Below are 18,043 nucleotides of genomic sequence, written 5' to 3'. Positions count from 1 at the left end.
TGGTGATCGCGCTCTCGGACCCGGCGTGCCGTCTGATGCTTCTGGGCCACGAACGCGCCTTTGTAAAGTCGAGCTTGCTCGACTGCTCTTGGCGCGATGTGTATCGAATGCAACAGCAGTCGAGCAAGCTCGACTCTACCGGGGCATCGCCGTGGCAGAAGGCCCGCGTCGGCGATTGAGCCGCCCCGGCAGCGAATGGACGCGCCCTCGGACCCGGCGTGCCGTCTGATGCTTCTGGGCCACGAACGCGCCTTTGTAGAGTCGAGCTTGCTCGACTGCTCTTGGCGCGATGTGTATCGAATGCAACAGCAGTCGAGCAAGCTCGACTCTACCGGGGCATCGCCGTGGCAGAAGGCCCGCGTCGGCGATTGAGCCGGCGCTTGTGGTGATCGCGCTCTCGGACCCGGCGTGCCGTCTGATGCTTCTGGGCCACGAACGCGCCTTTGTAAAGTCGAGCTTGCTCGACTGCTCTTGGCGCGATGTGTATCGAATGCAACAGCAGTCGAGCAAGCTCGACTCTACCGGGGCATCGCCGTGGCAGAAGGCCCGCGTCGGCGATTGAGCCGCCCCGGCAGCGAATGGACGCGCCCTCGGACCCGGCGTGCCGTCTGATGCTTCTGGGCCACGAACGCGCCTTTGTAGAGTCGAGCTTGCTCGACTGCTCTTGGCGCGATGTGTATCGAATGCAACAGCAGTCGAGCAAGCTCGACTCTACCGGGGCGAGCCGTAGCGCGCCGGGCCATGCCCGGCAGAATGGCGCAAGGCCAGCGGCCCAACCGCGCACATCGGACCTGCGGCCGTCGCGCTAAGCTGCGGGCATGATCACCATCGACCGCCTCGACCATCTGGTCATTACCGTTGCCGATATCGAGCACAGCTGCGATTTCTACCAGCGCGTGCTGGGCATGGACGTCGTGCGCTTCGGTGCCGGCCGCACGGCGCTGCAGTTCGGCCAGCAGAAGATCAATCTCCACCCTGCCAGTGCGCCACTGCAGCCACATGCCGCACAACCCATGCCGGGCAGTGCCGACCTGTGCCTGGTCACGCGCGTGGCAACGGCCGATGTACTGGCCCATCTGCAGTCACAGGCCGTTGTCGTGGAGGAGGGGCCGGTTGCACGGACCGGCGCGCTGGGGCCGATCGAGTCGGTGTACTTCCGCGATCCGGACGGCAACCTGATCGAAGTCAGTCGTTATCCCGACGCCGGATGACCGGTAGCGCCGGGCCGCGCCCCGGACCCGATATGCCGTGTAATGCGTGTGGGCCACAAACCCGCCTTTGTAGAGTCGAGCTTGCTCGACTGCTCTTGGCGCGATGTGTATCGAATGCAACAGCAGTCGAGCAAGCTCGACGCCACCGGGGCGAGGCGTGGCGCGCCGGGCCATGCCCGACGGTTTCATCCATTCGCCCAGACGCTGTTGGGGTCGCCGCTGCGGGCGCGGCGTTGGCTGGCCACTGCCAGCCGCGCAAAGCCGGCGGCCATGGCCAGGGCCACCACGTCGATCCAGAACAGCGGCCAGTGACCGCGCCCGGCGGCCAGCCACAGCCAATCGCCGTTGAGCGCGCCATGCGCCACCGGTACCAGCGCGGTGCTGATCGCCGCGGCCCACAGCAGTTCGCGCGCGGCCTGTGCCGGGCGACGCAGTGCCGCCCACAGTGCGCACGCCGCCCAGGTGCCGAAGCAGGCCCAGCGGATACCGTGGTCCACGCTGGCCGGGGCCACCCGTTCCAGCACCAGCGCGGTGATGAAGGCGACCGAGATTGCCACGCACAGGCCGATGCACACGCCCACCGTCGCCCGCGCCATGTTCACCCCCGAACGCGGCTGCTCGACCTGGCGCCGCTTGCGCCGCGATTCGATCCACAGCAGGTTGCCCGAATAGAACAGGAACGCGCCGCCCAGCCCCAGCAGGAAGTACAGCCAGACCACCACGCCGTTGCCGAATTCGCCGAAGTGCAGGGCATAGGCCGCGCTCAGCGTGGCGTGGTTGGCATCGCGACGCCCCGGCAACTGGGTGGCCAGGACCTCGCCGCTGGCCACGTCCAGCGCGACCGAACCCAGCGGGCCCAGGGTGCCGCTGGATTCGCCGGTGATCTCGATAGTGGCCCGGCTGTCGCCACCGTTGGCCAGCTTCAGGTACGCCGGTTCGAAATCGGTCACGCCCTGTGCGCGTGCCGCTTCCACGGCGCGCGCATGCAGCAGGCGCAGGCTGCCCGGCGCGGCCGGCACGCCGCTGGCCTCGCGCACCGGCGCCGTATCCATGGCCGCAGGCACCGCCTGCAGCGCCTTGCCGTCGTAGATCAGCGGATTGAGCAGCGCAATCTGGATGAACACCAGGCACAGCAGGGCGCCGGTCACCGCGAACATCAGATGGAAGGGCAGGCTGAGCACGCCGATCACGTTGTGCGCGTCCTGCCACATCTGCTTCAGGTTGCGGCCCGGCCGCAGCGCGAACAGATCGCCCAGCAGCTTGGGCAGGTGGATGACCAGGCCGCTGAGCAGGGCCATGCCGTACAGCAGGCTGACGATGCCCATCACGTACAGGCCGGCCACCGGCAGGCCCAGGCTGTAATGCAGCTCGTTCACCAGCTCGGCCAGGCCGGTCTGTGGCGGCGTGGCGCTGCCGCCGGTGTGGCCCGGCCAGGCATAGCGCCAGCTGCCATCGCCGGCCTGCCAATAGGCCAGCGGCCGCGGGTGGTCGTCACCGGGGAAGGTCATGCCGACATGGCGTCGGGCCTCGGCGTGCTGGGCCAGCACGTCATCGAGCAGGTACTGCGCATCGTCCAGCCCGGCCGGCAGGGCCGAGGCGGCGCCCGGTGTCTGCCACAGCGGCAGATCGTGGTGGAACAGGGTCAGTGCGCCAGCGTAGAAGGCCACGAACAGGCCGAAGCCGGCCACCAGGCCGACCCAGGTATGCAGCGTGGTGAAGGTGCGCAGGGTCTGCGAACTGAATTTCATGCGGGAAGTCTCACTGCACCGCGCCGGTCAGGCGCAGCAGCCACAGGGCAAGGAAGCCGGCGGCGGCGCACGCCGACAGGACCAGCCAGGCGCGGGTGGGCGAGCGGAAGCTGAAGGCCCACAACGCCGCCAGCATCCACAGGGGCACGAAGGCGATCAGGCCTGGAACCAGCGCACTGGTCCACGGCCCGGGCGGCAGCCAGGTCAACAGGCCGGTGGCCGCGGCGGCCAGCAGGAATCCGGCCAGCAGTCCAGCGAAGGCGCGCATCCACATCAGCGCGGCTCCACGCCGGGCCGGTGCCAGGCGGCCAGCGCCGGCAGCAGCAGGGCGGTCAGAATCCACGCGCACAGCATTACCACCAGTCCGGTGGCGAAGCCCAGTTCGGCCATCCACAGCCACAGCGCGGCAGCGGCCGCCACCAGGCCGATCTGCCGGCCCAGTCGCCCGGCGCGGCGCAGGCGCGGCCAGCGGCAGTGCGGCGAGGCGGCGTAGAAGGCCACGGCAGAGAACATCGACGCCAGCAGGCCCAGGCTGCAGAAGCCCAGGCTGGACAGAGCCACGGTGATCATCGGCGGCTCCCGTGCTGGCGCGGGACCGACAGCTGCGGGACACTGGCGGGGCCGGCGACGGCCGGTCGAGGCGGGTGGCGCATCACGGGGTCCTGGGCAAGCGGGGCGGGCGGGCATCGGCTGCGCCGACCGCACATGGTAATCATTGCTATTTCACCCCGCCAGCAGGTCCCATTCAGTCCAGCGCGCAGGCGCTTGGGCTTTGTCGTGCGCTGGTTTAAGATCAGTGCCTGACCCTCTGGAACAAGGTGGCCCGCGCCCATGCGCCGGCCGAGCGTGCGACATGAGCACTACCACCGCCCATCGCTGATCTGCCCCCGAAGGCCCTGTTCCAGGCGCCCTCGTGGCGCTTTTTTATTGCCCGGGCGTCCGCCCGGGACTGCATTCCAGCCCGCAGCGCGGGCCCCGCACGAAGCCCTATCGATGATCAACATCACCCTTCCCGACGGCAGCCGCCGCGAATTCGAAAACCCCGTCAGCGTCATGGACGTCGCCCAGTCGATTGGCGCCGGCCTGGCCAAGGCCACCATCGCCGGTTCGGTCGATGGCGTGCTGGTCGATGCCAGCGACGTGATCGCCAAGGACGCCAGCCTGCGCATCATCACCGCCAAGGACGAGGAGGGCGTGGAAATCATCCGCCACTCCTGCGCCCATCTGGTCGGCCACGCGGTCAAGCAGCTGTACCCGGACGTGAAGATGGTGATCGGCCCGGTCATTGCCGAAGGTTTCTACTACGACATCTATTCCGAGCGCCCGTTCACGCCGGAAGACATGGCCGCCATCGAAAAGCGCATGGGTGAGCTGATCGCCCAGGATTACGACGTCATCAAGAAGATGACCCCGCGCGCGGAAGTGATCGAGATCTTCAAGGCGCGTGGCGAGGACTACAAGCTGCGCCTGATCGAGGATATGTCCGACGACATCCAGGCCATGGGCATGTACTACCACCAGGAATACGTGGACATGTGCCGCGGCCCGCACGTGCCGAACACGCGCTTCCTGAAGGCCTTCAAGCTGACCCGCATTTCCGGCGCGTACTGGCGCGGCGATGCGCAGAACGAACAGCTGCAGCGCATCTACGGCACTGCCTGGGCCGACAAGAAGCAGCTCGAGGCCTACATCAAGCGCATCGAAGAAGCCGAAATGCGCGACCACCGCCGCATCGGCAAGCAGCAGGACCTGTTCCACCTGCAGGAAGAAGCGCCGGGCCTGGTGTTCTGGCACCCCAAGGGCTGGGCACTGTGGCAGGTGGTCGAGCAGTACATGCGCAAGGTCTACCGCAGCAGCGGCTACGGCGAAGTGCGCTGCCCGCAGATCCTGGACGTGAGCCTGTGGAAGAAGTCCGGCCACTGGGACAACTACCAGGACAACATGTTCTTCACCGAATCGGAGAAGCGCACCTACGCGGTCAAGCCGATGAACTGCCCGGGCCACGTGCAGGTGTTCAACCAGGGCCTGCACAGCTACCGCGACCTGCCGATCCGCTACGGTGAATTCGGTTCCTGCCACCGCAACGAGCCGTCCGGCGCGCTGCACGGCATCCTGCGCGTGCGTGGTTTCACCCAGGACGACGGCCATGTGTTCTGCACCGAAAGCCAGATCGAATCGGAAGTGACCGCGTTCCACCAGCAGGCGCTGGCGGTGTACCAGCACTTCGGCTTCGACGAGATCCAGATCAAGATCGCGCTGCGTCCGGAATCGCGCCTGGGCGACGACGCCACCTGGGACAAGGCCGAAGGCGCGCTGCGCTCGGCGCTGTCCAGCTGTGGCGTGGAATGGCAGGAGCTGCCGGGCGAGGGTGCCTTCTACGGCCCGAAGATCGAGTACCACCTGAAGGACGCCATCGGCCGCACCTGGCAGCTGGGCACCATGCAGGTCGATTTCATGATGCCCGGCCGCCTGGGTGCCGAGTACGTGGACGAGAACAGCCAGAAGAAGCACCCGGTCATGCTGCACCGGGCCATCGTCGGTTCGATGGAGCGCTTCCTGGGCATCCTGATCGAGCACCACGCCGGCCAGTTCCCGGCCTGGCTGGCGCCGACCCAGGTAGTGGTGGCCAATATCACCGATGCCCAAGCTGAATACGTCACGGGCGTGACCCAAACCCTTGCGGAGCAAGGCTTCCGCGTCAGCTCGGATTTGCGTAACGAGAAGATCGGCTATAAAATCCGCGAGCATACGTTGCAGCGCGTGCCTTACCTGCTGGTCATCGGTGACCGCGAGAAGGAAAATGGGGCTGTGGCGGTGCGTACGCGTTCTGGCGAAGACCTGGGCAGCATGAGTCTGCAGGCCTTCATCGAGCGGCTGCAGGCCGAGGGCGCGTAAGCAAAGGTCCGGTCCGGGGGCATAGGCACCCGGGCCGGTTCGATACCCTTGGGAGAACGTAATATCAGCACCCCTGACAACAAACAGAACCGCAGGAATCAGGAAATCCGTGTGCCGCGCGTCCGCGTGATCGGCAGTGACGGAGAAATGATCGGCGTGTTGTCGCGCGACGAAGCGCTGTCCATGGCCGAAGATGAAGGCCTGGACCTGGTCGAAATCCAGCCGCAGGCCGATCCGCCGGTCTGCAAGATCATGGACTTCGGCAAGTTCAAGTTCGAAGCGCAGAAGAAGGCCAGCGAGGCCAAGAAGAAGACCAAGCAGGTCGAGATCAAGGAAGTGAAGTTCCGTCCGGTCACGGACGAGGGCGACTACCAGATCAAGCTGCGCAAGATGCGTGGTTTCCTTGAAGACGGTGACAAGATCAAGGTCAACATCCGTTTCCGTGGCCGTGAAATGAGCCACCAGGAACTGGGTCGTGAAATGGCCAACCGCATCGAGGCCGATCTGGGCGAGGACATCGTCATCGAAAGCCGTCCGCGTCTGGAAGGGCGCCAGATGGTGATGATGATCGCGCCGAAGAAGAAGACCTGAGGCCTGGCAGGCCGCCCTTCGGGGCGCCTGGCTGAACGGTTCAGGGTAAAGGGGCGCCGCGGGCGCCCCTTTGCTTTTGCCGCAAGGTACGGAAACGGTTGAAAGGGCTGGTGGCGGGGCGGATTTGCCTGTATCATGCCCGGCTCGACCCACCCAGGACGGGTCGTACGCCGATCATGGCAGGACGGAAAGAGTGGCAATGGCCACCGCCAGATCAGTCAGAAACCAGGGTCACCCCCATCAAGGACATTGCAATGCCCAAGATCAAGACCAACCGGGCAGCGGCCAAGCGTTTCCGCAAGACCGCCTCGGGCAAGTACAAGTGCGGCCACGCCAACCGTAGCCACATCCTCACGAAGAAAGCGACCAAGCGTAAGCGTAACCTGCGTCAGACGAACCACGTCCGTGCAGAAGACGCCGGCCGTCTGGATCGTATGCTCCCTTACCTCTGAGGAACTGAAAAATGGCACGAGTTAAGCGTGGCGTACAGGCGCGTCGCCGCCACAAGAAAATTCTGGATCTGGCCAAGGGCTATTACAACGCCCGTCGCAAGGTCTTCCGCGTTGCCAAGCAGGCCGTCATCAAGGCACAGCAGTACGCCTACATCGGCCGTAAGCAGAAGAAGCGCAACTTCCGTTCGCTGTGGATCACCCGTATCAATGCGGCTGCCCGCATCAACGGCCTGAGCTACAGCCGCTTCATGAACGGCCTGCTGAAGGCCGGCATCACCCTGGACCGCAAGGTCCTGGCTGATATCGCCGTGCACGACGCAGCCGGTTTTGCTGCGCTGGCCGAAAAGGCCAAGGGCGCACTGGCGGCATAAGTCCTTCCCGATGCCGTTTCCGTTCACGGTGAACGGTGTCAGGTAGAGGCAATGCATGGGGAAGGGCGCAAGTCCTTCCCCATTCTTTTTTGGGTTCCGGCAATGCCGCAGGCGCGCGTTGCGGGGACCGGCGGTGGCGACAGGGGTCGGCCCTTCGCGCATCGCGATGGCAGACCGACTGGAGTTCCGGCCCCCCATGAGCGACATCCAATCCCTCACCACCCAGGCGCTGGCCGACGTGGCCGCCGCACAGAGCCCCGACGTGCTGGAACAGCTGCGCGTGGCCCTGCTCGGCAAGAGTGGCAGCATCACTGCGCAGCTGAAGCAGCTGGGCACCCTGCCGGCCGAAGAGCGCAAGGCCGCCGGTGAAGCCATCAACCAGGCCCGTGACGCGCTGTCCAGCGCGCTGGGCGAGCGCAAGGCCGTGCTGGAGAACGCCGCACTGGATGCGCGCCTGGCCGCCGAAGCCATCGACATCACCCTGCCGGGCCGCAACGGCGACCGTGCCGGCCTGCACCCGATCACCCGCACCCTGGAGCGCATCACCGGCATTTTCGGCCGGCTGGGCTACGAGCTGTCCGAAGGGCCGGAAATCGAGGACGACTGGCACAACTTCGAAGCGCTGAACTTCCCGCCGCACCATCCGGCGCGCGCCATGCACGACACCTTCTACTTCGGTGATGGCCGCCTGCTGCGCACGCATACCTCCGGTGTGCAGGTGCGTTACATGGGCCAGCACCAGCCGCCGCTGCGCATGATCGCCGCCGGCAAGGTGTACCGCAGCGACAGCGACCAGACCCATTCGCCGATGTTCCACCAGGTGGAAGGCCTGCTGGTGGACGAGCATTCGAACTTCGCCGACCTGAAGGGCACGCTGGCCGAGTTCGTGCGCGCGTTCTTCGAGCGCGATTTCGAAATGCGTTTCCGCCCCAGCTACTTCCCGTTCGTGGAACCGGGCGCGGAAGTGGATATTGCCTGGCAGCAGCCCGACGGTAGCACCCGCTGGCTGGAAGTGCTGGGCTGCGGCATGGTGCACCCGAACGTGCTGCGCAACGTGGGCATCGATCCGGAACGCTACACCGGCTTCGCCTTCGGTCTGGGCGTGGAGCGCTTTGCGATGCTGCGCTATGGCGTGAACGATCTGCGCGCGTTCTTCGAAAACGACGTGCGGTTCCTGAAACAGTTCGCGTAAGCGCCGGCCCGTAGAGTCGAGCTTGCTCGACTTTTCCTGAATCGACTGCTCCTAAATTCGCAGGCCCAGGCGCATGCGCCGGGCCCACCAGGGTGACACCATGAAATTCTCCGAAAACTGGCTGCGCAGCCACGTCCCGACCTCCGCCTCGCGCGATGAACTGAGCGCGGTGCTGACCGCCATCGGTCTGGAAGTGGAAGAGGTGACCGCGCTCGGCAACGATCTGCAGCACGTGGTCGTGGCACGCATCGTCGAGGCCGTGCGCCATCCCGAAGCCGATCGCCTGCAGGTGTGCAAGGTCGATGCGGGGCAGGGCGAGCTGCTGCAGATCGTCTGCGGTGCGCCCAACGCGCGCCCGGGCCTGGTTGCGCCGCTGGCGATGGTCGGCGCGCAGATCGGTGACCTGAAGATCAAGCCGGCCAAGCTGCGCGGCGTGGAATCCAACGGCATGCTGTGCTCGGCCAAGGAACTGGGCCTGGACAACGATGCCTCGGGCCTGCTGGAACTGCCCGATGACGCGCCGGTCGGCCAGACCCTGGTCGAGTACCTGGGCCTGCCGGACGCCAGCATCGAGATCAAGCTGACCCCCAACCGCGCCGACTGCTTCAGCGTGCGCGGCATCGCCTACGACGTGGCCGCCGCCACCCGCAGCGAAGTGCTGGCGTTCGCCGCCGAGGCGATTGCCCCGGTTGGCAGCCGCGAACTCGCCATCACCCTTGCTGCCGGCGCTGAAGCGCCGCGCTACCTGGGCCGCGTGATCGAAGGCGTGAATGCCGCCGCCAAGACCCCGCTGTGGATGGCCGAGCGCCTGCGCCGCAGTGGCGTGCGCCCGGTGTCGCTGCTGGTCGACATCACCCAGTACGTGATGCTGGAACTGGGCCAGCCGATGCATGCCTACGACCTGGGCACCCTGCAGGGCAGCATCGGCGTGCGCCGTTCGCGCGCCAATGAAACGATCAAGCTGCTCGATGGCCGCGATGCGGTGCTGGACGACAGCTTCCTGGTGGTGACCGATGCTGACCGCGCGGTCGGCCTGGCCGGCCTGATGGGCGGCTTCGACACCCGCGTGACCGACGACACCACCGCGGTGTTCCTGGAGGCCGCGCACTTCGCCCCGGCCGCCATCATGGGCCGCGGCCGCAAGCTGGGCCTGCACACCGATGCCGGTCACCGTTTCGAACGTGGCGTGGACCCGGCACTGCCGCGCACCGCCATCGAGTACGCCACCCGTCTGGTGCTGGATCTGGCCGGCGGTACCCCGGCACCGGTCACCGAGGCAGTCAACCAGGCGGACCTGCCGCAGGCGGCAACGATCACCCTGCGCCGCGCACGCATCACCCGCGTGCTGGGCATCACCATTGAAGACGCCGAAGTCGAGCGCATCCTGCGCGCGCTGGGCATGGGCGTGACCGCGGCCGGCGAAGGCTGGCAGGTGACCGCGCCGAGCCGCCGCTTCGACATCGCCATCGAAGAAGACCTGATCGAGGAACTGGCCCGTATCCACGGTTACGAGCAGATTCCGACCACCCTGCCGGGCGGTGCTGCACGCGTGGCCATGCCGACCGAGACCCAGCTGGACGTGCTGAGCGTGCGCCGCCAGCTGATCGCCCGCGACCTGCAGGAAACCCTGAATTTCGCCTTCGTCGACGATGCCCTGCTGACCCAGTGGCAGCTGCGCGAGAGCCTGGTGCCGCTGGCCAACCCGCTGTCGGCCGAGCTGGCGGTGATGCGCCCGGCGCTGCTGCCGGGCCTGGTCGCCACCCTGGGCCGCAATGCCGCCCGTCAGCTGGCGCGCGTGCGCCTGTTCGAAGTGGGTCGGGTGTTCGCCCAGCAGGACGGCGAAGGCCAGCCGGCCCCGCTGGAAACCCCGCGCGTGGCCGCCGCCGTGTGTGGCGATGCGCAGGCCGTGCAGTGGGGCCTGCCGACCCGCAAGGTCGACTTCCATGATCTGAAGGGCGACCTGGAATCGCTGGCGGCCGCCAGCGGCGCGGTGCTCGAATTCCGTCCGTCACAGCGCCCGTTCGGCCATCCGGCCCGTTCGGCCGAGATCCATCGCGACGGCGTGGCGATCGGCTGGATCGGCCAGATCCACCCGCGCCTGGCCAAGGCCATGGACATCGAAGTGGATGTCTATGCGTTCGAGCTGGACCTGGAGCCGCTCAGTGCCCGTGCACTGCCGCGGGCCGGCGAGCTGTCGCGGTTCCCGGCGGTGCGCCGCGACCTGGCGTTCCTGGTGCCTGAACAGGTGGCCTGGAGCGACCTGGCTGCCACCATCCGCCAGGCCGCCGGGCCGCTGCTGCGCGAGCTGAACCTGTTCGACCGTTACGTCGGGCAGGGGGTCGAGCCGGGGTTCAAGAGTCTCGCTATGGGCTTGATTTTGCAGGACAAGTCGCGCACTCTGACGGACCGCGACGTGGAAGCGGTGGTGGCCGAGGCGGTCACTGCCATCGAGCGTGAACATCACGCCCGGATCCGCGGCTGAGCGGGCAGCACTCGGGGGTAGCAGGCAATGGCATTGACCAAGGCGGAGATGGCGGAAAAGTTGTTCGACGAAGTCGGTCTGAACAAGCGGGAAGCCAAGGAATTCGTCGACGCGTTTTTCGATGTGCTGCGTGAAGCATTGGAACAGGGACGTCAGGTGAAGCTGTCGGGCTTCGGTAATTTCGATCTGCGGCGCAAGAGCCAGCGCCCGGGTCGCAACCCCAAGACCGGCGAGGAAATTCCCATTTCCGCCCGTACGGTGGTCACCTTCCGTCCGGGCCAGAAGCTCAAGGAGAGGGTGGAAGCTTATGCTGGATCCGGGCAGTAACCGCGAACTTCCGCCGATCCCGGCCAAGCGCTACTTCACCATTGGTGAAGTAAGCGAGCTGTGCGACGTCAAGCCGCACGTGCTGCGCTACTGGGAAACCGAATTTCCCAGCCTTGAGCCGGCCAAGCGCCGTGGCAACCGCCGCTACTACCAGCGCCACGACGTGCTGATGGTGCGGCAGATCCGCAGCCTGCTGTACGAACAGGGTTACACCATCGGCGGCGCGCGCCTGCGCCTGGACGGTCCGGATGCGCGCGAGGAATCGGCGCTGAGCAACCAGATCATCAAGCAGGTGCGGATGGAACTGGAAGAAGTGCTGCAACTGCTGCGACGCTGAACCTTTTTTCCAAGTAATCCGCTATACTTCACGGCCCGCCACACAGGCGGGCACATTGCAGCATCAGTCGGGGCGTAGCGCAGCCTGGTAGCGCATCTGCCTGGGGGGCAGAGGGTCGTCGGTTCGAATCCGGCCGTCCCGACCATTACTGCAATGAACCGAAAAGCCCGCGCATCACAGCGTGGGCTTTTTTGTTGCGCCGGTGTATGCTGCGCGCCACTCGTATCACCGCGGCTGCTGACCCCGGTCCTTACGAGAACACTGCATGTACCACCCCCGAAACCGCGCCTGGCGTCGTGCCACGGCGCGCCTGCATGGCGGCGATCGCGCAACGCGCGTGGCGCTGATCAAGCCCGAAAAGAACTGGAAGCTGATGTACCTGCGCAGCGCAAAGCTTGCGCGTGCACGGCAACTGGGCTTCGTCTATCCCATCCAGAGCGTGCGCCAGCAGCTGGAGCAGCCATGATCAACCTGCTCTTCGTCTGCAGCCGCAACCAGTTGCGCAGCCCCACCGCCGAAGCCATCTGGCGACGGCGGCCGGGCTTCAACGCGCGCTCGGCCGGCACCAGTCCGCATGCACCGCGGCCCATCAGCGTGCAGGATCTGCGCTGGGCCGATGTGATCTTCGTGATGGAAGCCAAGCACCAGCATCGCCTGCACGCGCAGTTCGCGCGTCTGCTGCTGCACACGCCGCTGCACTGCCTGGACATTCCTGACGATTACGCCTGCATGGAGCCGGCATTGATGGCGCTGCTGGAAACGCGCGTGGGCGCGTGCCTGGCCGAGCGGACAGGCCAACGCGCGTAACCGCCTGCCGTTCAGCGTGCAGACCCATACGCTCGGGTACTTCCCGTATCATCATCCGCACATCCGATCGCATCGGTATTCCTTCGCGTTCTTCGCCGCGCCAGCGGGCTGGAGCTTCCAGCCCCGGGTTGCGGCGTAGTGGCGTGCAGGCGGTGTGCGGACCACGACGACCACAGGGGGTTGCGTTGATCAGCAGTATCGTCATTCATCGCTCGGCCGGCGAAGGCACGGCCGGCGTGCAGGTCCTGGACACCACGTTCAAGGGCAAACGCGTGTTCGTGTCCTGGGGCCTGCGCGGCGTCGAGCTGAGCCGCGAGGCAGAGCCAGCCGACACCGTGGCCGCGCGCCGGGCCCTGCAGCACCTGTCACGGCAGGTGGAGGGCCCGCGCAGTGGCGAAGTGTTCATTGCCAGCCAGTCCGGCGTGGCCATCAGCGTGTACCGGTTGTTGACCGAAGCGCGCAGCGGCGATGCGCTGTTCTTCCTGTGCGATTCGCCCGCCGTGATGGAGTGGCTGGAAACGGCGCTGGAAATCCAGGCGCCGTAGCGTCGAGCTCGCTCGACGCTACAAAGCGTCGGCCAGCGCGGCGTCCACCGCGGCACGGGCGTGCAGGGTGGTGGTATCGAACAGCGGTACCGGGCTGTCCTGTTCCCGTACCAGCAGCATGATCTCGGTGCATCCCAGGATGATGGCTTCGGCGCCGCGCGCCACCAGGCGTGCGATCACCTCCACATAGCGCTGCCGCGAGGCTTCACTCACCACGCCGGCAATCAGCTCGCGGTAGATGATGTCGTGCACGTCGCGGCGGTCGTCGGCGTCCGGCACCAGCACCTGCAACCCGAAGCGCTCGCTCAGCCGCTTGCGGTAGAAGTCTTCTTCCATGGTGAAGGCGGTGCCGAGCAGGCCGACCGTGCGCAGGTCGGCGCGTAGGATGGCGTTGGCGGTCGGATCGGCGATATGCAGCAGCGGCAGCGGGCAGGCCGCTTCCAGTTGTGGGGCCAGCTTGTGCATGGTGTTGGTGCAGACCACCAGCAGGTCGGCCCCACCTGCCTGCAGCCGGCGGGCGGCGTCGATCATCTCCGCGCCCAGCGCGTCCCAGTCGCCGTCGTGCTGCAGCTGTTTGATGCGGGCAAAATCCACCGACCACAGCAGCAGCTGCGCCGAGTGCGCGCCGCCCAGCCGCTGGCGGACATCCTCGTTGATGAGGCGGTAGTACTGCGCCGAGCTTTCCCAGCTCATGCCGCCAATCAGGCCCAAGGTCTTCATGCGTGTCTCCGTGCTGGAAGCCGCATTGCAGCACAGACCGGCCCTCGCCTGCCGGCTGCCTTCTGTAACCGTCGATCACGCCCCGGGCTGTACGTACTGCCGCGCGGCGCCAACCCTTAAGCTGGTGGGCTTCCCGCGTCGAGAACAGCAATGGCACTGCAAACCTGGTGGTGGTTCCTGGCCACCGTATTCGTGCTGTGTGGCACACCCGGTCCGAACATGCTGCACATCCTCGGCCGCAGTGTCGGGCTGGGCTTCCGCCGCAGCGTGCCGGCCATGGCCGGTTGCCTGTTGGCCATGCTGCTGGTGCTGGCCGCGTCGGCAGCAGGCCTGAGTGCGGTACTGCGCTCATCGCCGCTGGTGTTCGACGTACTGCGTTACCTGGGCGTGGCCTACCTGGCCTGGCTGGGCATCAAGGCCTGGCGTGACAGCCTGCAGGTGAGTGCCGAAAGCACTGGCGACGCGCCGCTGCCGGCGCTGGTGCACGGCCACGCGGCGGTGTTCCGCGGCGGCCTGCTGGTGGGCCTGAGCAATCCCAAGCTGCTGCTGTTCGCCGCAGCATTCCTGCCGCAGTTCATCGATCCGGCACGTGCGCAGGGCATGCAGTACGCGGTGCTGGTGGCCACCTTCGCTGGCTGCGAACTGTTCTGGTATGTGATGTACGCCGCCGGTGGCCATGGCCTGCGCCGCTGGCTGGCCAGGCCGTTCGCGCAGCGCTGGTTCGAACGCCTGGTGGGCACCGTGTTCCTGGCGTTCGCCGTGGCCCTGCTGCGCTTCCGGCCGCGCTGAGCCGCGGCGATTTCACGCTGCAGGTGCGGCCTGTTCACGTACCTGGCATCGGCGTTTGCCTAGCCTGATCACACCAATGAACGCCCCGCAGGGGAAAGGTTTGACATGATCAAGTGGGCCATCATTTTCGCCATCATCGGCCTGATTGCCGGCGTGCTGGGCTTCGGCGGCATCGCCGGTGCGGCCGTGGGGATCGCCAAGTTCCTGTTCTGGGCCGGCATCATCATCGCCGTGATCCTGTTCGTGCTGGGCATGAAGGTGGCCAAGAAGGTCGCCTAGGCTGCCGCCGACAGGGTCTCCGACGGCGAGCGGCACAGCTTCAGTGCTTCCTGCGCCATGGCCAGGGCACTGCGGCGCTCTTCCTCGCCGAGCGGTTGCCCGTAAGCCGTGGCCCAGTAGCCATCGGCCACGCAACGTGCGGCGTACAGACGTGCGTCGCACGCCTCGGCGGGGAATTCGGCCAACAGGCGCCGCATCCACGCACGCCAGTGCGCCAGCAGGGCCGGTTCAAGCAGATGGGCCAGGCTCAGGCCGATATCGTTGGCCTGTTCCTGCTGCAGCAGGTGATCGAAGCAGGCGCGCACATAGGCGCGGCTGAAGCGGCCATAGGCGATGTCATCCTGCTCGAGCAGGAAACGTACGTGCACTTCGAAGTCGTCGGTGAGTGCGGCCAGGGCAGCGTCGATCAAGGCCTGCTTGTTGGCGAAGTGGTGGAACAGCGCGCCCTTGCTGACACCGGCGGCATCGGCCACGTCCTGCACGGTCAGCGCAGCCAAGCCGTGCTGGGCGATCAGGCGGGCGGTGCACAGCAGCAGCGCCTGGCGCACGCTGTCCGGCGCGTTGCGGCGGATACGGGGAGAAGGGGCGGACATACGGAAGAAACCGACTGGACGGTATGCATGATACCGCGCGGCATCGCCGCACCGCCGTGCGGGTCAGTCGAAGTAGACCGCCAGACCGGTGCCCACCTGCAGATCCGGGCTGTCGGCATCCAGGCCGGCGTCGAAGGAGGCGTCCAGCTGCACGCGCGGGCGCAGCATCCAGGTGATCCCCGCACCGGCCACGCGCTGGTCCGGTGCGCCGCGGCTGTGGGTCAGGCCGGCTTCGACAAACAGACTCAGGCGGTCAGTGGCCGCCTGCGACAGGCTGGGTGACCAGGTGGTGCTGCGCTCGCCGTCGCCACGCTGGTGGCTGGCATACAGCGCCGCGCTCCAGCGTTCGCCCAGCGCCTGTTCCACGCTGAGCGCGAGCGCATACTGGCGTCCATCGCTGAAATCGGCATCGCCACGTGCCACCACGGCACTGGCCAGCAGCGCCCACGCGGTGCGCTCGGTGCTGCCTGGGCCGGCCCACTTCACGGCAAGCTGGGTATCGCCGCTGCCGTGCTGGCGCTGCGCCGGCAGGTCTGCGCTGCGTACGCTCTGGCGCTGCCATGGGGTGGTCGACACCTGCAGTTCCAGGTGCTCTGAAAGCCCGGTGCGCAACAGTACGTCGCCCGCCAGCGAGCGGGTGCGCACGCCGTCGCGGTCGCGGTCGCGTTGCCAGGTGGGCAGGCCGACTTCCACTGCCAGCGCGCCGCGCGGCACCGTATCGGTGCCGAAGCCCAGGCCGGGACGATCAAAGGCCGGCAGTTCGTCGGCCAGGGCCGGCATGGCCAGCAGCCACAGGCACGGAATCAGGAGGCGGCGCATGGGCAGGGCGATCCGGCAGGAAGTCGCCTGCAGCATGCGCGGCGCGCCCGTGCGCAGCGCGTGAGGTCGCGGCGATCAGTCGCCGATGCGGGCGAAGCGCGGCTGCGGGCCGTCGGCGCCGGGCACCTGCTCGACGAACATCGGGTAGGGCCGCACCCACAGTCCGCCTTCGCCGTACAGCGCGCGGTACAGCACCATCGGTTCCAGGGTTTCGCTGCTGCGCACGATATCCACGACCTGGTACAGGCCGCCCTTGAAGTGGCGGTAGCGGCCCGGGGCCAAGGCGGGCAGGGGGGACAATTCGGTCATCGGGAATCTCGTGGGGGGCTGCTGTCAGGGGCGGGCCGGGCGCGGCGGCGCGGCACACCAGGCATCGATGGCCTCGGCCGTGTTGGCCAGACCCTGTGCCTGGGCCAGTTCCCACGGGCGTTCGCAGCGCTGGCTGCGCGCGCACCACTGGTAGCCGGCCGAGCCGATGCAGCCGTGCTCGTCGCGATCGCCACCTACCCGCGCGGGTGCCGGCGGCGCGGCGGTGTTTTCGGCCGGGGTGGTCGATGGCGGCGCACAGGCCACCAGCAGCGCGCACAGCGCTGGGATCAGCAAGGCGAGACGCATGGTGATGGCCCTAGGCTTGAAAGCGTCATTTTCAGGCGCTTTCAAGCCAATCGGCAAGCGCTTATGTCAACGAAGCGCGCAGCAGTTCTTCAATCAGCACGACGTAGCAGGCAACGAAATAGAACTTCAGCAGCGTGGAACGCTGGGTGGAAAGCAAGGTGCGCATGTGGAAGGGGCCCCCGTTGGTGAGGATAGTGTGAAACGACTGCGACTTCGTGACAAGGGTCACGAATTTTCTTCACTAAACGTCCTCAGGGATGTGACGGGGCCGCCATCCCGCGCTTTGCGTACGGATTTTTCGGACAAATCTGATAGGCGTCCCCGGAACCGCTGGCTACCGTATCCCCCATAGCACCGGTCGGGGTTCCCCGACCTGGATTTTCCAACTGCAGGAGCTCGAGATGGTCATCACCGTCCAATGCCACGCCCAGCGCTGGTCGTTCATCGATCCCCGCTCGCAGGAAGTGCAGGCCTTCGACAGCGGCGCAGTCGCCTTCGACACGGCCGCCGCCCACGCCAGCGAGCACCACCACCGGACCGGCCAGAGCAGCACGGTGCGGGTGGCCGCGCTGGGCAGCGCGGTCGACGCCCTGCGCTTCGGGCACTGAGCGGGCCAGCGGGCGGTCAGGTCGCGTTCGGTTGTTTGAACGCATCAGGAACCGCTGCCGTTTCCCCCTCTGTGCGCGCCGGGCCGAATCCCCGATGCTTGGCTCCATCGTATTCAGGTGGAGAAAGGTGGATGGGCAAGGAACTGCGTGGTTGGACGCTGGGCGCTCTGCTGCCCCTGCTGGCGCTGGCCGGCACGGCGCAGGCCCAGCGCTATGGCTACGACGAGCGTTACGACGATCGCGGCAGCAGTGGCATCGTGCGCTGCGAGTCGGTGAAGGGCCGCAGCAACGAATGCCGTCTGGACGGGCGGGCGCGCTTGATCCGCCAGCTGTCCGGCTCGCCCTGCGTGGAAGGTGATACCTGGGGCCAGTCGCGGTCGGGCGTGTGGGTGACCCGCGGCTGCCGTGCCGAGTTCGTCGGTGAATCCCGCGGTGGATGGGGCGGCGGCCATGGCTGGGGCGGTGGTAACGGCGGCGGCCAGGTGATTGCCTGCCATTCCAACGATCATCGCCAGCAGTACTGCGATGCGCGGGTGCGCCGCGGCGTGCGCCTGGTGCGGCAGGAATCGCGCAGCGCCTGCATTGAAGGCCGCAGCTGGGGCTGGGACCGTCGCGGGGTCTGGGTGAGCGATGGCTGCCGGGCGCAGTTCCAGGTGAACTGA

The 18,043-nt window shown here is 66.9% G+C and carries 24 protein-coding genes and 1 tRNA gene; 17 read left to right on the top strand and 8 right to left on the bottom strand.

Annotated elements, in window-relative coordinates; translation table 11 throughout:
* Window positions 1-818: 818 nt before the first annotated feature.
* On the top strand, window positions 819-1,211 hold the full coding sequence (locus tag C1930_RS13530) for a VOC family protein (protein WP_108756770.1): 393 nt from the start codon (window positions 819-821) through the stop codon (window positions 1,209-1,211).
* Window positions 1,212-1,396: 185 nt separating this feature from the next.
* Here C1930_RS13530 and C1930_RS13525 read toward each other — a convergent pair whose 3' ends face one another.
* The 3 genes from C1930_RS13525 to C1930_RS13515 are packed head-to-tail and all read right to left on the bottom strand — an operon-like array spanning window position 1,397 to window position 3,529.
* Window positions 1,397-2,959, bottom strand: a complete 1,563-nt coding sequence (locus tag C1930_RS13525; protein WP_108756769.1) for a PepSY-associated TM helix domain-containing protein — start codon at window positions 2,957-2,959, stop codon at window positions 1,397-1,399.
* 10 nt (window positions 2,960-2,969) lie between these two features.
* A complete protein-coding gene (locus tag C1930_RS13520; RefSeq protein WP_108753679.1) occupies window positions 2,970-3,233 on the bottom strand; it encodes a hypothetical protein in 264 nt (87 codons plus the stop codon).
* A complete protein-coding gene (locus C1930_RS13515) occupies window positions 3,233-3,529 on the bottom strand; it encodes a hypothetical protein (RefSeq protein ID WP_108771955.1) in 297 nt (98 codons plus the stop codon). The genes C1930_RS13520 and C1930_RS13515 overlap by 1 nt, the downstream gene beginning before the upstream one ends.
* Window positions 3,530-3,952: 423 nt before the next feature.
* Between C1930_RS13515 and thrS the strand changes: the two genes are divergently transcribed.
* The 12 genes from thrS to C1930_RS13455 all read left to right on the top strand — a co-directional run bounded on the left by thrS (window position 3,953) and on the right by C1930_RS13455 (window position 12,958).
* Window positions 3,953-5,854, top strand: coding sequence for a threonine--tRNA ligase (thrS, locus tag C1930_RS13510; RefSeq protein WP_108750198.1), 1,902 nt, complete (start codon window positions 3,953-3,955; stop codon window positions 5,852-5,854).
* A gap of 48 nt (window positions 5,855-5,902) precedes the next feature.
* Window positions 5,903-6,445: a translation initiation factor IF-3 gene (gene infC, locus C1930_RS13505; protein WP_108750197.1), complete on the top strand. Its 543-nt coding sequence runs from the start codon at window positions 5,903-5,905 to the stop codon at window positions 6,443-6,445.
* Window positions 6,446-6,699: 254 nt separating this feature from the next.
* Window positions 6,700-6,897, top strand: coding sequence for a 50S ribosomal protein L35 (gene rpmI / locus C1930_RS13500; protein WP_002811096.1), 198 nt, complete (start codon window positions 6,700-6,702; stop codon window positions 6,895-6,897).
* Between the two features lie 11 nt (window positions 6,898-6,908).
* The gene (gene rplT, locus C1930_RS13495) at window positions 6,909-7,268 is read left to right on the top strand and encodes a 50S ribosomal protein L20 (protein WP_005410435.1); all 360 of its coding nucleotides are present in this window, start codon (window positions 6,909-6,911) and stop codon (window positions 7,266-7,268) included.
* 196 nt (window positions 7,269-7,464) lie between these two features.
* Complete coding sequence (pheS, locus tag C1930_RS13490; RefSeq protein WP_108756768.1) at window positions 7,465-8,460, top strand: phenylalanine--tRNA ligase subunit alpha; 996 nt, start codon at window positions 7,465-7,467, stop codon at window positions 8,458-8,460.
* 100 nt (window positions 8,461-8,560) lie between these two features.
* Window positions 8,561-10,942 carry a phenylalanine--tRNA ligase subunit beta gene (gene pheT, locus C1930_RS13485; RefSeq protein ID WP_108772602.1) on the top strand — a complete coding sequence of 794 codons (2,382 nt, stop codon included), beginning with the start codon at window positions 8,561-8,563 and terminating at the stop codon, window positions 10,940-10,942.
* Between the two features lie 27 nt (window positions 10,943-10,969).
* The gene (locus C1930_RS13480) at window positions 10,970-11,269 is read left to right on the top strand and encodes an integration host factor subunit alpha (protein ID WP_108750195.1); all 300 of its coding nucleotides are present in this window, start codon (window positions 10,970-10,972) and stop codon (window positions 11,267-11,269) included.
* Window positions 11,250-11,606, top strand: a complete 357-nt coding sequence (locus C1930_RS13475; RefSeq protein ID WP_005410431.1) for a MerR family transcriptional regulator — start codon at window positions 11,250-11,252, stop codon at window positions 11,604-11,606. Before C1930_RS13480 ends, C1930_RS13475 begins: the two co-directional genes overlap by 20 nt.
* A 68-nt stretch (window positions 11,607-11,674) precedes the next feature.
* Window positions 11,675-11,751 (top strand) — tRNA-Pro (locus tag C1930_RS13470).
* 120 nt (window positions 11,752-11,871) lie between these two features.
* Window positions 11,872-12,072 (top strand): hypothetical protein, encoded by a 201-nt coding sequence (locus tag C1930_RS13465; RefSeq protein WP_108756724.1) that lies wholly within the window; start codon window positions 11,872-11,874, stop codon window positions 12,070-12,072.
* The gene (locus C1930_RS13460) at window positions 12,069-12,413 is read left to right on the top strand and encodes a phosphotyrosine protein phosphatase (protein ID WP_108771954.1); all 345 of its coding nucleotides are present in this window, start codon (window positions 12,069-12,071) and stop codon (window positions 12,411-12,413) included. The genes C1930_RS13465 and C1930_RS13460 overlap by 4 nt, the downstream gene beginning before the upstream one ends.
* 185 nt (window positions 12,414-12,598) lie before the next feature.
* A complete protein-coding gene (locus C1930_RS13455; protein WP_199912361.1) occupies window positions 12,599-12,958 on the top strand; it encodes a hypothetical protein in 360 nt (119 codons plus the stop codon).
* 18 nt (window positions 12,959-12,976) lie between these two features.
* Here the strand turns inward: C1930_RS13455 and C1930_RS13450 are convergent, their stop codons facing one another.
* Window positions 12,977-13,678, bottom strand: coding sequence for an aspartate/glutamate racemase family protein (locus C1930_RS13450; RefSeq protein WP_108771953.1), 702 nt, complete (start codon window positions 13,676-13,678; stop codon window positions 12,977-12,979).
* Window positions 13,679-13,828: 150 nt separating this feature from the next.
* On the opposite strand from C1930_RS13450, the gene C1930_RS13445 reads away from it, so the two are divergent.
* Entirely contained in the window at window positions 13,829-14,467 is a 639-nt protein-coding gene (locus C1930_RS13445) for a LysE family translocator (RefSeq protein ID WP_108756721.1), read from the top strand.
* A gap of 105 nt (window positions 14,468-14,572) precedes the next feature.
* On the top strand, window positions 14,573-14,746 hold the full coding sequence (locus C1930_RS13440; RefSeq protein WP_108750190.1) for a DUF1328 domain-containing protein: 174 nt from the start codon (window positions 14,573-14,575) through the stop codon (window positions 14,744-14,746).
* On the opposite strand, the gene C1930_RS13435 is transcribed toward C1930_RS13440, so the two are convergent.
* The 4 genes from C1930_RS13435 to C1930_RS13420 form a co-directional block, all read right to left on the bottom strand.
* A complete protein-coding gene (locus tag C1930_RS13435) occupies window positions 14,743-15,339 on the bottom strand; it encodes a TetR/AcrR family transcriptional regulator (protein WP_108771952.1) in 597 nt (198 codons plus the stop codon). The genes C1930_RS13440 and C1930_RS13435 overlap by 4 nt on opposite strands.
* 63 nt (window positions 15,340-15,402) lie before the next feature.
* A complete protein-coding gene (locus C1930_RS13430; RefSeq protein ID WP_108771951.1) occupies window positions 15,403-16,158 on the bottom strand; it encodes a transporter in 756 nt (251 codons plus the stop codon).
* Window positions 16,159-16,233: 75 nt separating this feature from the next.
* Complete coding sequence (locus C1930_RS13425) at window positions 16,234-16,467, bottom strand: DUF1653 domain-containing protein (protein WP_108756718.1); 234 nt, start codon at window positions 16,465-16,467, stop codon at window positions 16,234-16,236.
* Between the two features lie 24 nt (window positions 16,468-16,491).
* The gene (locus C1930_RS13420; RefSeq protein WP_108756717.1) at window positions 16,492-16,773 is read right to left on the bottom strand and encodes a hypothetical protein; all 282 of its coding nucleotides are present in this window, start codon (window positions 16,771-16,773) and stop codon (window positions 16,492-16,494) included.
* A gap of 401 nt (window positions 16,774-17,174) precedes the next feature.
* Here C1930_RS13420 and C1930_RS13415 point away from each other — a divergent pair, with 401 nt between their 5' ends.
* Both C1930_RS13415 and C1930_RS13410 read left to right on the top strand, forming a co-directional pair.
* Window positions 17,175-17,381: a hypothetical protein gene (locus tag C1930_RS13415; protein WP_108756716.1), complete on the top strand. Its 207-nt coding sequence runs from the start codon at window positions 17,175-17,177 to the stop codon at window positions 17,379-17,381.
* Between the two features lie 131 nt (window positions 17,382-17,512).
* Window positions 17,513-18,043 (top strand): DUF3011 domain-containing protein, encoded by a 531-nt coding sequence (locus C1930_RS13410; protein ID WP_108756715.1) that lies wholly within the window; start codon window positions 17,513-17,515, stop codon window positions 18,041-18,043.

Source organism: Stenotrophomonas sp. SAU14A_NAIMI4_8 (assembly GCF_003086695.1).
GTDB lineage: Bacteria > Pseudomonadota > Gammaproteobacteria > Xanthomonadales > Xanthomonadaceae > Stenotrophomonas.
The sequence above is the reverse complement of the archived record's forward strand: the minus strand, read 5'-3'. Positions and strand labels throughout refer to the sequence as shown.

Coding starts and splice junctions, on each gene's coding strand:
- C1930_RS13430 (WP_108771951.1), bottom strand. CDS start 16,158: ATGCGCCGCCTCCTGATTCCGTGCCTGTGGCTGCTGGCCATGCCGGCC.
- C1930_RS13525 (WP_108756769.1), bottom strand. CDS start 2,959: ATGAAATTCAGTTCGCAGACCCTGCGCACCTTCACCACGCTGCATACC.
- C1930_RS13530 (WP_108756770.1), top strand. CDS start 819: ATGATCACCATCGACCGCCTCGACCATCTGGTCATTACCGTTGCCGAT.
- C1930_RS13480 (WP_108750195.1), top strand. CDS start 10,970: ATGGCATTGACCAAGGCGGAGATGGCGGAAAAGTTGTTCGACGAAGTC.
- C1930_RS13465 (WP_108756724.1), top strand. CDS start 11,872: ATGTACCACCCCCGAAACCGCGCCTGGCGTCGTGCCACGGCGCGCCTG.
- C1930_RS13520 (WP_108753679.1), bottom strand. CDS start 3,233: ATGTGGATGCGCGCCTTCGCTGGACTGCTGGCCGGATTCCTGCTGGCC.
- C1930_RS13440 (WP_108750190.1), top strand. CDS start 14,573: ATGATCAAGTGGGCCATCATTTTCGCCATCATCGGCCTGATTGCCGGC.
- rplT (WP_005410435.1), top strand. CDS start 6,909: ATGGCACGAGTTAAGCGTGGCGTACAGGCGCGTCGCCGCCACAAGAAA.
- C1930_RS13450 (WP_108771953.1), bottom strand. CDS start 13,678: ATGAAGACCTTGGGCCTGATTGGCGGCATGAGCTGGGAAAGCTCGGCG.
- C1930_RS13420 (WP_108756717.1), bottom strand. CDS start 16,773: ATGCGTCTCGCCTTGCTGATCCCAGCGCTGTGCGCGCTGCTGGTGGCC.
- C1930_RS13425 (WP_108756718.1), bottom strand. CDS start 16,467: ATGACCGAATTGTCCCCCCTGCCCGCCTTGGCCCCGGGCCGCTACCGC.
- C1930_RS13445 (WP_108756721.1), top strand. CDS start 13,829: ATGGCACTGCAAACCTGGTGGTGGTTCCTGGCCACCGTATTCGTGCTG.
- pheT (WP_108772602.1), top strand. CDS start 8,561: ATGAAATTCTCCGAAAACTGGCTGCGCAGCCACGTCCCGACCTCCGCC.
- C1930_RS13515 (WP_108771955.1), bottom strand. CDS start 3,529: ATGATCACCGTGGCTCTGTCCAGCCTGGGCTTCTGCAGCCTGGGCCTG.
- rpmI (WP_002811096.1), top strand. CDS start 6,700: ATGCCCAAGATCAAGACCAACCGGGCAGCGGCCAAGCGTTTCCGCAAG.
- C1930_RS13435 (WP_108771952.1), bottom strand. CDS start 15,339: ATGTCCGCCCCTTCTCCCCGTATCCGCCGCAACGCGCCGGACAGCGTG.
- C1930_RS13475 (WP_005410431.1), top strand. CDS start 11,250: ATGCTGGATCCGGGCAGTAACCGCGAACTTCCGCCGATCCCGGCCAAG.
- pheS (WP_108756768.1), top strand. CDS start 7,465: ATGAGCGACATCCAATCCCTCACCACCCAGGCGCTGGCCGACGTGGCC.
- C1930_RS13410 (WP_108756715.1), top strand. CDS start 17,513: ATGGGCAAGGAACTGCGTGGTTGGACGCTGGGCGCTCTGCTGCCCCTG.
- C1930_RS13460 (WP_108771954.1), top strand. CDS start 12,069: ATGATCAACCTGCTCTTCGTCTGCAGCCGCAACCAGTTGCGCAGCCCC.
- thrS (WP_108750198.1), top strand. CDS start 3,953: ATGATCAACATCACCCTTCCCGACGGCAGCCGCCGCGAATTCGAAAAC.
- C1930_RS13415 (WP_108756716.1), top strand. CDS start 17,175: ATGGTCATCACCGTCCAATGCCACGCCCAGCGCTGGTCGTTCATCGAT.